This is a genomic window from Escherichia sp. GZ89 (assembly GCF_019366485.1).
In the GTDB taxonomy this organism is placed as follows: domain Bacteria; phylum Pseudomonadota; class Gammaproteobacteria; order Enterobacterales; family Enterobacteriaceae; genus Escherichia; species Escherichia fergusonii.
This window is the reverse complement of the sequence record NZ_JAEOHX010000005.1, coordinates 265,637-279,240: the sequence shown is the minus strand read 5'-3', so window position 1 is coordinate 279,240 and position 13,604 is coordinate 265,637. Positions and strand designations below refer to the sequence as shown.

General features: G+C 50.6%; 13 protein-coding genes. 9 read left to right on the top strand and 4 right to left on the bottom strand.

What is annotated here, in order from left to right; translation table 11 throughout:
• The first annotated feature begins 117 nt into the window (after nt 1-117).
• Together K0335_RS22490 and K0335_RS11315 are read left to right on the top strand one after the other, a co-directional pair.
• A complete protein-coding gene (locus tag K0335_RS22490; protein WP_374940496.1) occupies nt 118-1,839 on the top strand; it encodes a tail fiber protein in 1,722 nt (573 codons plus the stop codon).
• The gene (locus K0335_RS11315; RefSeq protein ID WP_023138561.1) at nt 1,839-2,420 is read left to right on the top strand and encodes a tail fiber assembly protein; all 582 of its coding nucleotides are present in this window, start codon (nt 1,839-1,841) and stop codon (nt 2,418-2,420) included. Before K0335_RS22490 ends, K0335_RS11315 begins: the two co-directional genes overlap by 1 nt.
• Before the next feature lie 142 nt (nt 2,421-2,562).
• Here K0335_RS11315 and K0335_RS11310 read toward each other — a convergent pair whose 3' ends face one another.
• Together K0335_RS11310 and K0335_RS11305 are read right to left on the bottom strand one after the other, a co-directional pair.
• Nucleotides 2,563-2,760 (bottom strand): hypothetical protein, encoded by a 198-nt coding sequence (locus tag K0335_RS11310; RefSeq protein WP_000348577.1) that lies wholly within the window; start codon nt 2,758-2,760, stop codon nt 2,563-2,565.
• Between the two features lie 537 nt (nt 2,761-3,297).
• Complete coding sequence (locus tag K0335_RS11305) at nt 3,298-3,546, bottom strand: DinI-like family protein (protein WP_001217546.1); 249 nt, start codon at nt 3,544-3,546, stop codon at nt 3,298-3,300.
• 219 nt (nt 3,547-3,765) lie between these two features.
• Here K0335_RS11305 and prfC point away from each other — a divergent pair, with 219 nt between their 5' ends.
• The 5 genes from prfC (at nt 3,766) to K0335_RS11280 (ending at nt 8,612) form a co-directional block, all read left to right on the top strand.
• The gene (gene prfC / locus K0335_RS11300) at nt 3,766-5,352 is read left to right on the top strand and encodes a peptide chain release factor 3 (protein WP_000202563.1); all 1,587 of its coding nucleotides are present in this window, start codon (nt 3,766-3,768) and stop codon (nt 5,350-5,352) included.
• Between the two features lie 392 nt (nt 5,353-5,744).
• A complete protein-coding gene (gene osmY / locus K0335_RS11295; RefSeq protein WP_001295410.1) occupies nt 5,745-6,350 on the top strand; it encodes a molecular chaperone OsmY in 606 nt (201 codons plus the stop codon).
• 126 nt (nt 6,351-6,476) lie between these two features.
• Nucleotides 6,477-6,638, top strand: a complete 162-nt coding sequence (locus K0335_RS11290) for a DUF1328 domain-containing protein (protein WP_000490275.1) — start codon at nt 6,477-6,479, stop codon at nt 6,636-6,638.
• 121 nt (nt 6,639-6,759) lie between these two features.
• Entirely contained in the window at nt 6,760-7,833 is a 1,074-nt protein-coding gene (locus K0335_RS11285) for a patatin family protein (protein ID WP_002431697.1), read from the top strand.
• Nucleotides 7,830-8,612 carry a metal-dependent hydrolase gene (locus tag K0335_RS11280; RefSeq protein ID WP_219393826.1) on the top strand — a complete coding sequence of 261 codons (783 nt, stop codon included), beginning with the start codon at nt 7,830-7,832 and terminating at the stop codon, nt 8,610-8,612. Before K0335_RS11285 ends, K0335_RS11280 begins: the two co-directional genes overlap by 4 nt.
• Nucleotides 8,613-8,741: 129 nt before the next feature.
• On the opposite strand, the gene K0335_RS11275 is transcribed toward K0335_RS11280, so the two are convergent.
• Together K0335_RS11275 and K0335_RS11270 are read right to left on the bottom strand one after the other, a co-directional pair.
• Entirely contained in the window at nt 8,742-9,605 is an 864-nt protein-coding gene (locus K0335_RS11275) for a YjjW family glycine radical enzyme activase (protein WP_104919934.1), read from the bottom strand.
• Nucleotides 9,577-11,127, bottom strand: a complete 1,551-nt coding sequence (locus K0335_RS11270; RefSeq protein ID WP_160193824.1) for a YjjI family glycine radical enzyme — start codon at nt 11,125-11,127, stop codon at nt 9,577-9,579. The genes K0335_RS11275 and K0335_RS11270 overlap by 29 nt, the downstream gene beginning before the upstream one ends.
• Nucleotides 11,128-11,384: 257 nt before the next feature.
• On the opposite strand from K0335_RS11270, the gene deoC reads away from it, so the two are divergent.
• Together deoC and deoA are read left to right on the top strand one after the other, a co-directional pair.
• Nucleotides 11,385-12,164, top strand: coding sequence for a deoxyribose-phosphate aldolase (gene deoC / locus K0335_RS11265; RefSeq protein WP_001295412.1), 780 nt, complete (start codon nt 11,385-11,387; stop codon nt 12,162-12,164).
• Between the two features lie 77 nt (nt 12,165-12,241).
• Nucleotides 12,242-13,564 (top strand): thymidine phosphorylase, encoded by a 1,323-nt coding sequence (deoA, locus tag K0335_RS11260; protein ID WP_000477829.1) that lies wholly within the window; start codon nt 12,242-12,244, stop codon nt 13,562-13,564.
• The last annotated feature ends 40 nt before the right edge of the window (nt 13,565-13,604 follow it).

Below are 13,604 nucleotides of genomic sequence, written 5' to 3'. Positions count from 1 at the left end.
GCTCAGAGCAAAAATGCGGCTGAATCCGCGGCAACGCGCGCCGAGACAGCTGCAAAACGGGCAGAGGATATTGCATCTGCCGTGGCGCTTGAGGATGCAAGCACGACGAAAAAAGGGATAGTACAGCTCAGCAGTGAGACCAGCAGCGAATCTGAGACGCTCGCTGCAACACCGAAAGCGGTAAAGTCCGCATACGACAACGCTGAAACACGCCTTCGGAAAAACCAGAACGGGGCAGATATACCTGATAAAGACACCTTCGTAAAAAATATTGGCGCAGCGAAAGCTGCCAGCGGCAATATCAGCATCGGAGGAGACAGCAATAACTGGACGACGGCGCAATTTATCGAGTGGCTGGAGTCTAAGGGGGCGTTCAATCATTCATACTGGATGTGCAAAGGCTCATGGGCTTACGCTGCCAATAAAATCATCACGGATACCGGTTGTGGAAATATACAACTTTCTGGCGCTGTAGTTGAGGTTATGGGGGTTCGAGAGGCTATGACTATTCGCATCACCACCCCCACGACCGCAACGAACGGCGGAACCGTCAAGGCACAATTTACCTACATCAACCACGGTGACAATTATGCGCCAGGCTGGAGACGGGACTTTAATCGAGCTGGTGATTCAATGTCAGGCCAGTTAACTTTGGCGGATATGTCACAGCCATTAAGAACACCAGGTGGTGGCATATTTGCCAATGATGGCAACTTGTATATCAATAAACCGGGTTTCGCTGGATGGATTGATGCGCTCTTTTTGAAATTAACAGGAGGCACAATAACCGGGGCGCTTACCGTTAATGGCGGCATTAAGGGTAATGCTTCAACAGCTACGAAGTTGCAAACAGCGAGAAACATCAATGGTGTTAAGTTTGATGGCTCAGGCGATATCAACATTAATACATTGGTATCTCGTGGCCGAGTTACGGCGTTAAGCGGCTCTACTCAAGGCACTGCTGGCATTCAAATGTACGAGGCGTACAACAATGGCTACCCCACTGCTTATGGCAATGTGCTTCATATGAGAGGTGCGAATGCTGCTGGAGAGGGCGAATTGCTTATCGGGTGGAGTGGTACAAGCGGTGCACATGCTCCGGCATTTATTCGTTCGCGACGGGATACAACCGACGCCAACTGGTCGCCGTGGGCGCAGCTTTACACTACTGCCCATCCTCCGGCAGAGTTTTATCCAGTTGGCGCACCAATCCCGTGGCCATCAGATACCGTTCCGTCTGGTTATGCCCTGATGCAGGGGCAGACTTTTGACAAATCTGCCTACCCGAAACTTGCAACCGCTTACCCATCTGGTGTGATCCCTGATCTGCGTGGATGGACAATTAAGGGCAAACCCGCCAGTGGTCGCGCTGTATTGTCTCAGGAACAGGACGGTATTAAATCGCATGCCCACAGTGCCAGTGCATCCAGTACGGATTTGGGGACGAAAACAACCAGTTCGTTTGATTATGGTACTAAGACCACGAATAACACCGGAGCGCACACCCATAGTGTCAGTGGTACGGCTGCTTCTGCAGGGGCACATACACACACGGTTGCCTGTTACCCATCTGGCAATACCGAGCAGGGCGATAAAGCCCTCAAAGGTGCGTCTCGTGCAGGCTCGAGTACTGGCACATCGTCAGCCGGAGCGCATACCCACCCGGTGTCAGGTACTGCTGCAAGTGCAGGTGCACACGCGCATACTGTCGGTATTGGTGCTCATACGCACTCCGTTGCGATTGGCTCACACGGACACACCATCACCGTTAACGCTGCTGGTAACGCGGAAAACACCGTCAAAAACATCGCATTTAACTATATTGTGAGGCTTGCATAATGGCATTCAGAATGAGTGAACAACCACGGACCATAAAAATTTATAATCTGCTGGCCGGAACTAATGAATTTATTGGTGAAGGTGATGCATATATTCCGCCTCATACAGGTCTGCCAGCAAACAGTACCGATATTGCACCGCCAGATATTCCGGCTGGCTTCGTGGCTGTTTTCAACAGTGATGAGTCATCGTGGCATCTCGTTGAAGATCATCGGGGTAAAACGGTTTATGACGTGGCTTCCGGCGACGCGTTATTTATTTCTGAACTCGGTCCGTTACCGGAAAATGTTACCTGGTTATCGCCGGAAGGGGAGTTTCAGAAGTGGAACGGCACAGCCTGGGTGAAGGATACGGAAGCAGAAAAACTGTTCCGGATCCGGGAGGCGGAAGAAACAAAAAACAACCTGATGCAGGTAGCCAGTGAGCATATTGCGCCGCTTCAGGATGCTGCAGATCTGGAAATTGCAACGGAGGAAGAAATCTCGTTGCTGGAAGCATGGAAAAAGTATCGGGTATTGCTGAACCGTGTTGATACATCAACTGCACCTGATATTGAGTGGCCAGCAGCACCTGTAGGATAAAACAAAAACTTTATATAGAGTGCTCTTTTTACAATGTCAGATAAATGCTGGCCGAAATGTAATTCATTAGAAGTAAAAAACAGAATGGTTTGAGGGTGTGTCATCCCTTTATTATTAATAGTAAAAGGGATGACATTCTTTTTTAAGGAGTGTCTTTTTTATCGGAATATAAGTTGAGATAATGTTTAACTCGATTATAAAAATGTTTTTTCTTATCTCTTGGAATGCTTACTATTATATGCATTATGGGGCTTGTGTTTGCCGATAATTTAGCTGATGCATACATTGAAGCAAGGAATTCAATATCAGTATTGTCAAAATTAAAACTTTCTCCATCCATTTCAATTCCTTATGTGTTTGGCTCGGTATACTGTATCCCATGAGATTTTACGTAAATTGTCATATCTAATATTGCAATTATAATTGTAGCTAATTATTTTAAATTAGGTGAAAGTTTATTGCGAATGATTAACTCGGAAAAAAAGATTTCTCACGGTTAGTAAGTATATTAGGTCAGTATTCAGATATGAGTAGTGTTAACGACTAAATTTGCAATCACATATAGATTTTTGTTCTAATAAAGATGTTTTATTTGGCGATTCGTCAAGCATCTCCACTTAAGCAATCGTATATATTAAGAGTGCAAAAGAGAAGGGACAACGTTGCTCGCACTCTGGAATAAATATCGGGTATTGTTAAAGTGTGGTGATACATAATTGTACGGGATATTGAGTGGCCTGAAGTCCCAGTCATTGAGTAATCTTTTCGTGATATGCCGCAGAAACGTTGTATGCAGGAACGTGCTGCGGCTAACTGGTGAACTTTCGATAGTGCGGGTATTGAATGATTTCCAGCCGTTACCGATTTTACGTGCTAATTAGTGAACAAACCACTCGTCAGCAGACTCCCAGGTATCTTTCAGAGTTTCCTGAACAAAAGTTTTAGCTGAATCTTTATCGGCAGTGCGCGTAACAGAAAGGCCATCGTTGCTGGTGGTTTTTACGATCACCTCTACATCGTCATAACGCTTACTGATGCGTCGAGTTAATTCTTCCTTTAACGCATCCACAGCACCGTTTGGCATTTTAGTCATTTTCTCTTTGGCTATGCAGATCTCAATACGCATAAAAATCCCTCTACACTGTGTTTGTATACAGTATTATTTTTAACTGTATGAATAAACAGTGTCAATAGAACAAAGATTGCTGCATGTACAAATGTTCTTTGGCTACAAATACACCTACTGATCATGTTCTGCTATGCTCTGATACCTCCAAAATGTACAATCAGCGGCATGAATTTTTCTTTGTACATATGATTGTACATAATCAAAGAGACAACAATTATGACAAGCCTTTTGGCCGCAGAGGTAGCGAAAAGAAGAACCTTTGCAATTATTTCTCACCCGGACGCCGGTAAAACGACCATCACCGAGAAGGTGCTGCTGTTCGGACAGGCCATTCAGACTGCCGGTACAGTAAAAGGCCGTGGTTCCAACCAGCACGCTAAGTCGGACTGGATGGAGATGGAAAAGCAGCGTGGGATCTCCATTACCACCTCTGTGATGCAGTTTCCGTATCACGACTGCCTGGTTAACCTGCTCGACACCCCCGGGCACGAAGACTTCTCGGAAGATACCTATCGTACCCTGACGGCGGTGGACTGCTGCCTGATGGTTATCGACGCTGCAAAAGGTGTTGAAGATCGTACCCGTAAGCTGATGGAAGTTACCCGTCTGCGCGATACGCCGATCCTCACCTTTATGAACAAACTTGACCGTGATATCCGCGATCCGATGGAGCTGCTCGATGAAGTTGAGAACGAGCTGAAAATCGGCTGTGCGCCGATCACCTGGCCGATTGGCTGCGGCAAGCTGTTTAAAGGCGTTTACCACCTTTATAAAGACGAAACCTATCTCTATCAGAGCGGTAAAGGTCACACCATTCAGGAAGTCCGTATTGTTAAAGGGCTGAATAACCCGGATCTCGATGCTGCGGTTGGTGAAGATCTGGCACAGCAGCTGCGTGACGAACTGGAACTGGTGAAAGGCGCGTCTAACGAGTTCGACAAAGAATTGTTCCTTGCGGGCGAAATTACTCCAGTGTTCTTTGGTACTGCGCTGGGTAACTTCGGCGTCGATCATATGCTGGATGGCCTGGTAGAGTGGGCACCTGCGCCGATGCCGCGTCAGACTGATACCCGTACCGTAGAGGCGAGCGAAGATAAATTTACCGGCTTCGTATTTAAAATTCAGGCCAACATGGACCCGAAACACCGCGACCGCGTGGCGTTTATGCGCGTGGTATCCGGTAAATATGAAAAAGGCATGAAGCTGCGCCAGGTGCGCACCGCGAAAGATGTGGTGATCTCCGACGCGCTGACCTTTATGGCGGGCGACCGTTCGCATGTTGAAGAAGCGTATCCGGGCGACATCCTTGGTCTGCACAACCACGGCACTATTCAGATCGGCGACACCTTTACCCAGGGTGAGATGATGAAGTTCACCGGTATCCCGAACTTTGCGCCGGAACTGTTCCGTCGTATCCGCCTGAAAGATCCGCTGAAGCAAAAACAGCTGCTCAAAGGGCTGGTACAGCTTTCCGAAGAGGGCGCGGTGCAGGTGTTCCGTCCGATCTCCAACAACGACCTGATCGTTGGTGCGGTTGGTGTGCTGCAGTTTGATGTGGTGGTAGCGCGCCTGAAGAGCGAATACAACGTTGAAGCAGTGTATGAGTCAGTCAACGTTGCCACTGCACGCTGGGTAGAATGTGCGGACGCGAAGAAATTCGAAGAGTTCAAGCGTAAGAACGAAAGCCAACTGGCGCTTGATGGCGGCGATAACCTCGCTTACATCGCTACCAGCATGGTCAACCTGCGCCTGGCGCAGGAACGTTATCCGGACGTTCAGTTCCACCAGACCCGCGAGCATTAATTCTTGCCTCCAGGGTGCGGCAACCGCTGCGCCCTGTCAATTTCCCTTCCTTATTAGCCGCTTACGGAATGTTCTTAAAACATTCACTTTTGCTTATGTTTTAGCGGATATCCCGAGCGGTTTCAAAATTGTGATCTATATTTAACAAAGTAATGACATTTCTGGCGGCGTTAAATACCGTTCAATGCGTAGATATCAGTATCTAAAGCCGTCGATTGTCATTCTACCGATATTAATAACTGATTCAGAGGCTGTAATGGTCGTTATTCATCACCCATCGCTTTTGTGATGGCGACCATTGACTTCTGTAGAGGGTGAAGTCTCTCCCTATTCAGCAATGCAACCTCGTGTTGCCAGGCTCAAATTACGAGCAAACATACAGGAATAAATCGATGACTATGACAAGACTGAAGATTTCGAAAACTCTGCTGGCTGTAATGTTGACCTCTGCCGTCGCGACCGGCTCTGCCTACGCAGAAAACAACGCGCAGACTACCAATGAAAGCGCAGGGCAAAAAGTCGATAGCTCTATGAATAAAGTCGGTAATTTCATGGATGACAGTGCAATCACCGCGAAAGTGAAGGCGGCCCTGGTGGATCATGACAACATCAAGAGCACCGATATCTCTGTCAAAACCGATCAAAAAGTCGTGACCCTGAGCGGTTTCGTTGAAAGCCAGGCCCAGGCCGAAGAGGCAGTGAAAGTGGCGAAAGGCGTTGAAGGCGTGACCTCTGTCAGCGACAAACTGCACGTTCGCGACGCTAAAGAAGGCTCTGTGAAGGGCTACGCGGGTGACACCGCCACCACCAGTGAAATCAAAGCCAAACTGCTGGCGGACGATATCGTCCCTTCACGTAAAGTGAAAGTTGAAACCACCGATGGTGTGGTTCAGCTCTCCGGTACCGTAGATTCTCAGGCACAGAGCGACCGTGCTGAAAGTATCGCCAAAGCGGTAGATGGTGTGAAAAGCGTTAAAAATGATCTGAAAACTAAGTAATTCGTCGTAATTCGACCTCCCGAACTTTGTCGGGAGGCGCGATGTGCACCACACTAAAAATATCGCATTGAGTGATTTTCACGTTCATATCAAGCGGTGACATTAACTATGGTAAAGGAGACGCTTATGTTTCGTTGGGGCATCATATTTCTGGTTATCGCGTTAATCGCCGCCGCACTTGGGTTTGGTGGTCTGGCCGGTACTGCTGCAGGCGCAGCTAAAATTGTCTTTGTCGTCGGGATTATTCTGTTCTTGGTGAGTTTGTTCATGGGCCGAAAAAGACCCTAGATTTCAGACCATTAAGAAAATTTTATCCAAAGCCAGTCCAGCGGACTGGCTTTTGCGGTTTTAGCGAATAATAAATTGCGTTACTTTGTCATTCTTTCACAACAAAAACAGGAAGGCAGAGGTGGGGCAGCGAATACCTGTAACGCTTGGTAATATTGCGCCGTTGTCGCTAAGGCCGTTCCAGCCTGGACGGATTGCTCTTGTGTGCGAAGGCGGCGGACAGCGTGGAATTTTCACAGCTGGCGTGCTGGATGAGTTTATGCGCGCGCAGTTTAATCCTTTCGATCTTTATCTTGGCACATCTGCCGGAGCGCAGAACCTCTCGGCGTATATCTGCAATCAGCCCGGTTACGCGCGCAAAGTCATCATGCGTTACACCACAAAACGCGAATTTTTCGATCCATTGCGCTTTGTCCGTGGAGGAAATCTTATCGATCTCGACTGGCTGGTGGAGGCCACCGCAAGCCAGATGCCGTTGCAAATGGACACCGCAGCGCGGCTATTTGACAGCGGCAAATCGTTTTATATGTGTGCTTGTCGTCAGGATGACTATGCGCCGAATTACTTTTTGCCAACCAAACAGAACTGGCTGGATGTGATTCGCGCCTCCAGTGCAATACCTGGCTTTTATCGTAGCGGAGTGTCGCTGGAAGGCATTAATTACCTGGATGGCGGGATCAGTGATGCGATCCCGGTTAAAGAGGCGGCAAGGCAGGGAGCAAAAACGTTGGTCGTCATCCGCACTGTGCCGTCACAAATGTACTATACGCCGCAGTGGTTCAAACGCATGGAACGCTGGTTGGGTGACAGTAGCCTGCAGCCGCTGGTCAATCTGGTGCAGCATCATGAAACCAGCTATCGTGAGATTCAGCAATTTATTGAGAAACCACCGGGCAAGCTGCGGATATTCGAAATTTATCCGCCGAAGCCATTACATAGTATCGCGCTCGGCAGTCGGATTCCGGCGCTGCGTGAAGACTATAAGCTTGGTCGTTTATGCGGGCGTTATTTTCTGGCAACGGTCGGTAAGTTATTGACTGAAAAAGCGCCGCTGAGCCGCCATCTGGTGCCGGTGGTGACGCCGGAGTCGATTGTTATTCCTCCTGCACCCGTCGCCAACGATACGCTGGTTGCCGAAGTGAGCGACGCTCCGCAGGCGAATGACCCGACATTTAACAATGAGGATTTGGCTTGATTTGCCGTTATATCGACACCCACTGCCATTTTGATTTCCCGCCGTTTAGTGGCGATGAAGAGGCCAGCCTGCAACGCGCGGCACAAGCGGGCGTAGGCAAGATCATTGTTCCGGCCACCGAGGCGGCAAATTTTGCCCGTGTGCAGGCGTTAGCGGAAAATTATCAACCGCTGTATGCCGCTTTAGGGTTGCATCCGGGGATGTTGGAAAAACATAACGATGCGTCGCTGGAGCAGTTACAGCAGGCGCTGGAAAGGAATCCGGCGAAGGTGGTGGCGGTGGGGGAGATCGGCCTGGATCTCTTTGGTGACGATCCGCAATTTGAGAGGCAGCAGTGGTTGCTTGATGAACAACTGAAACTGGCGAAACGCTACGATCTGCCGGTGATCCTTCATTCACGGCGCACGCACGACAAACTGGCGATGCATCTTAAACGCCAAAATTTGCCACGCACTGGTGTGGTTCATGGTTTTTCCGGCAGTTATCAACAGGCCGAACGGTTTGTGCAGCTGGGTTACAAAATTGGCGTAGGCGGTACTATCACCTATCCACGCGCCAGTAAAACCCGCGATGTCATCGCAAAGCTGCCGCTGGCATCGTTGTTGCTGGAGACCGACGCACCAGATATGCCGCTCGATGGTTTTCAGGGGCAGCCTAATCGCCCTGAACAGGCCGCCCGTGTGTTTGCCGTGCTGTGCGAGTTACGCCCGGAACCCGCGGATGAGATTGCCGAAGTGTTGCTTAATAACACGTATGCGGTGTTTAACGTTCGTGGGTAGTCTGCCCTTCGTAAGCCGGATAAGGCGTTCACACCGCATCCGGCAGTCGACGCACAATGCCTGATGCGACGCTGACGCGTCTTATCATGCCTACAGGTCTGTGCCGAACCGTAGGCTGCATCCGCCATGTCACAAATACAGCGCCGGAAATATTAATCGGCTCACCCCGTGCTCCCGTAACGCATCAGCCAATTGCTCAACGTCTTCCGGCGTGGCGCTCGCCCAGCTTTGCGCCTCGCCATACACGCCGTGGGCATGAAACGCGTTCAGGCGTACCGGAACATCGCCAAGTCCCTTGATAAACGCCGCCAGCTCATCGATATGCTGCAAATAATCCACATGGTCTGGGATTACCAGCAAACGCAGTTCTGCCAGTTTGCCGCGCTCGGCAAGCAGACTAATGCTGCGCTTGATCTGCTGATTATCGCGTCCGGTTAGCTGTTGATGACATTCGCTTCCCCACGCTTTGAGATCGAGCATCGCGCCGTCGCACACCGGGAGTAATTTTTCCCAGCCGGTTTCGCTCAACATGCCGTTACTGTCCACCAGACAGGTGAGATGACACAGTTGTGGATCATTTTTGATGGCAGTAAACAGCGCCACCACAAACGGTAACTGGGTCGTGGCTTCGCCGCCGCTTACCGTTATCCCTTCAATAAACAGCACCGCTTTGCGGACGTGACTAAGCACCTCGTCCACGTTCATGGATTGCGCCATCGGCGTAGCGTGTTGTGGACACATCTTCAGGCAGGTATCACACTGCTCGCAGACGGCTGCGTTCCACACTACTTTGCTGTTAACAATCTGCAACGCCTGATGCGGACACTGTGGCACGCACTCACCGCAATCATTACAGCGCCCCATTGTCCACGGATTGTGACAGTTTTTGCAGCGCAGATTACAGCCCTGTAAAAACAGAGCCAGACGACTGCCTGGCCCGTCAACGCAGGAGAAGGGGATAATCTTACTGACTAAAGCGCATCTGCTGTTCATGGCTTATAACGCGCGGCTGGCGTTCCAGAATACGAGTGTTGCGTGCGGCTTCTTCTCCCAGCCAGGTGGTATTGGTACGTGAACCTTCGGCACGATATTTTTCTAAATCCGACAAACGCACCATATAACCGGTAACGCGAACCAGATCGTTACCGCTGACATTGGCGGTAAATTCACGCATTCCGGCTTTAAAGGCACCGAGGCAAAGCTGTACCAGCGCCTGCGGATTACGTTTGATGGTTTCGTCGAGCGTCAGAATATCGCTGATGCCGGAATAATAATAAGCATGATGCGGGGCGACAGTTTGCAGATGGGTGATCGGATCTGGCTCATCGCCATACGGCAAGCGTGCGCCCGGCGTGGTGCCAATATCAGAACTGATCCCCGACTGTGCGTGTAGCATGGCGCGTTTTTGCCAGCCATATTTCACGGGGGTATTGGCGACAAACTCCGCCAGTTGCGCGCTAATGCGATAACCCACTTCATTTGCGGCGGCTTCTTTACCGTAACGCGCGGCAATTCCTTCTTTTTCACACAGCAAGTTAACCGCTTCCGCCAGCCCATACATGCCAAACATCGGCACAAAACGTTCAGGATCAATCAACCCTTCTTTCACCAGGAAGCTATTCTCAAAGAAGTGTGATTGTTGATAGAGGAATTCACACCGTGCATCGATGATGGCGATCTGCTGCTGGCAGTAGTGCGGTAGAGTGCGTGTAAAGAAGTCATCCAGCGACTCACTGCGCTCGGCAATGGCTTTCAGGTTAAGGCGTACCAGCGTGCTGCCACCACCCGCTAACGGCAGTGAGTTGTAACAGCTCACAATCCCGTAGCTCCCTTTTGTGAAAATTTTATCATGCACGGGACCGTTGGCGATGTGCGGTTTGCTACATTCACAGATGTTTTTCGCCACTTCCAGCAGCAGGTCATCAGGGGTGATTTCAGGATCGTAGATAAAAGTCAGGTTCGGTGAAACCTGCTTCAGCTCTGCGTCTGCGCGTAAAATCGCACGGGTAATGGGCGAATCAGACGGGCCAATATTGGCGTGCATAAAGGCGTCTGGCAGGGTTCTGTCGAGGTAACGCCAGAAACGTTTTATTCGAATATCGATCTCGTTTTGTGTTAGAATTCTAACATACGGTTGCAACAACGCATCCAGTTGCCCCAGGTAGACCGGCATCGATGTGACCGAAGGAACGTGGTGGTAAAGAATGGTCAGCAGAGAGAGTGCGTCATCAAGATCTTTTGCGCCTTCCAGCTCCAGCCATTCTGAACCGTTGGCCAAAAAACGGGCGTAATCGGGTAAGACATAGCGCGGTTTATACGGCGCATGACCTTCAAACATATCGCAGATTACACCTTCATCCAGCGCGCGGCGGGCTTCGGCAGGCAACGCCGGGTAAGGCAGATTGTTTTCTGCTTCCAGCGCCAGAAAATGGCGTTTCTGCTCCGGGCTAAGTACCGGGCTGGTGACAATTTGCTGGCAACGTTGTTGCAGTGCATTTTCATGAGAAGTGGGCATCTTCTGTTCCTTTTATGCCGAAGGTGATGCGCCATTGTAAGAAGTTTCGTGATGTTCACTTTGATCCTGATGCGTTTGCCACCACTGACGCATTCATTTGAAAGTGAATTATTTGAACCAGATCGCATTACAGTGATGCAAACTTGTAAGTAGATTTCCTTAATTGTGATGTATATCGAAGTGTGTTGCGGAGTAGATGTTAGAATACTAACAAACTCGCAAGGTGAATTTTATTGGCGACAAGCCAGGAGAATGAAATGACTGATCTGAAAGCAAGCAGCCTGCGTGCACTGAAATTGATGGACCTGACCACCCTGAATGACGACGACACCGACGAGAAAGTGATCGCTCTGTGTCATCAGGCCAAAACTCCGGTCGGCAATACCGCCGCTATCTGTATCTACCCTCGCTTTATCCCGATTGCTCGCAAAACGCTGAAAGAGCAGGGCACCCCGGAAATCCGTATCGCTACGGTAACTAACTTCCCACACGGTAACGACGACATCGAAATCGCGCTGGCAGAAACCCGTGCGGCAATCGCCTACGGTGCCGATGAAGTTGACGTAGTGTTCCCGTACCGTGCACTGATGGCGGGTAACGAGCAGGTTGGTTTTGATCTGGTGAAAGCCTGTAAAGAGGCTTGCGCGGCGGCGAACGTACTGCTGAAAGTGATCATCGAAACTGGCGAACTGAAAGACGAAGCGCTGATCCGCAAAGCGTCTGAAATCTCCATTAAAGCGGGTGCTGATTTCATCAAAACCTCTACCGGTAAAGTGGCTGTGAACGCGACGCCGGAAAGCGCGCGCATCATGATGGAAGTGATCCGTGATATGGGCGTAGAGAAAACCGTTGGTTTCAAACCTGCGGGCGGCGTGCGTACTGCGGAAGATGCGCAGAAATATCTCGCGATTGCAGATGAACTGTTCGGTGCTGACTGGGCAGATGCGCGTCACTACCGCTTTGGTGCTTCCAGCCTGCTGGCAAGCCTGCTGAAAGCGCTGGGCCACGGCGACGGTAAGAGCGCCAGCAGCTACTAAGGCCTGATTTGCCGGATGACGCAGCGATGCTCATCCGGTTCCCCGATTACCTCGTCTCTTTTCCACGGGAGGTTACCTTGTTTCTCGCACAAGAAATTATTCGTAAAAAACGTGATGGTCATGCGCTGAGCGATGAAGAAATTCGCTTCTTTATCAACGGTATTCGCGACAACACTATCTCCGAAGGGCAGATTGCCGCCCTCGCGATGACCATTTTCTTCCACGATATGACAATGCCGGAGCGTGTCTCGCTGACGATGGCGATGCGAGATTCAGGAACCGTTCTCGACTGGAAAAGCCTGCATCTGAATGGCCCGATTGTTGATAAACACTCGACCGGCGGCGTCGGCGATGTGACTTCGCTGATGTTGGGGCCGATGGTCGCTGCCTGTGGCGGCTATATTCCGATGATCTCCGGTCGCGGCCTCGGCCATACTGGCGGTACGCTCGACAAGTTGGAATCCATCCCTGGCTTCGACATTTTCCCGGATGACAACCGTTTCCGCGAAATTATTAAAGACGTCGGCGTGGCGATTATCGGCCAGACCAGCTCACTGGCTCCGGCAGATAAACGTTTCTACGCGACCCGCGATATTACCGCAACCGTGGATTCCATCCCGCTGATCACTGCCTCGATCCTGGCGAAGAAACTTGCGGAAGGTCTGGACGCGCTGGTGATGGACGTGAAAGTGGGTAGCGGCGCGTTTATGCCGACCTACGAACTCTCTGAAGCCCTTGCCGAAGCGATTGTTGGCGTGGCTAACGGTGCTGGCGTGCGCACCACCGCGCTGCTCACCGATATGAATCAGGTGCTGGCCTCCAGTGCAGGTAACGCGGTTGAAGTTCGTGAAGCGGTGCAGTTCCTGACGGGTGAGTATCGTAACCCGCGTCTGTTTGATGTCACGATGGCACTGTGCGTGGAGATGCTTACCTCCGGCAAACTGGCGAAAGATGACGCCGAAGCGCGCGCGAAATTGCAGGCGGTACTGGACAACGGTAAAGCGGCAGAAGTCTTTGGTCGTATGGTTGCGGCACAAAAAGGCCCGACCGACTTCGTTGAGAACTACGCGAAGTATCTGCCGACAGCGATGCTGACGAAAGCAGTCTATGCTGATACCGAAGGTTTTGTCAGTGAAATGGATACCCGCGCGCTGGGAATGGCAGTGGTTGCAATGGGCGGCGGTCGCCGTCAGGCATCTGACACCATCGATTACAGCGTCGGCTTTACTGATATGGCGCGTTTGGGCGACCAGGTAGACGGTCAGCGTCCGCTGGCGGTTATCCACGCGAAAGACGAAAACAGCTGGCAGGAAGCGGCGAAAGCGGTGAAAGCGGCAATTAAACTTGCCGATAAAGCACCGGAAAGCACACCAACTGTCTATCGCCGTATCAGCGAATAACAGTATACTGATCTGATCATTTAAATTTGAAGCACTGAGT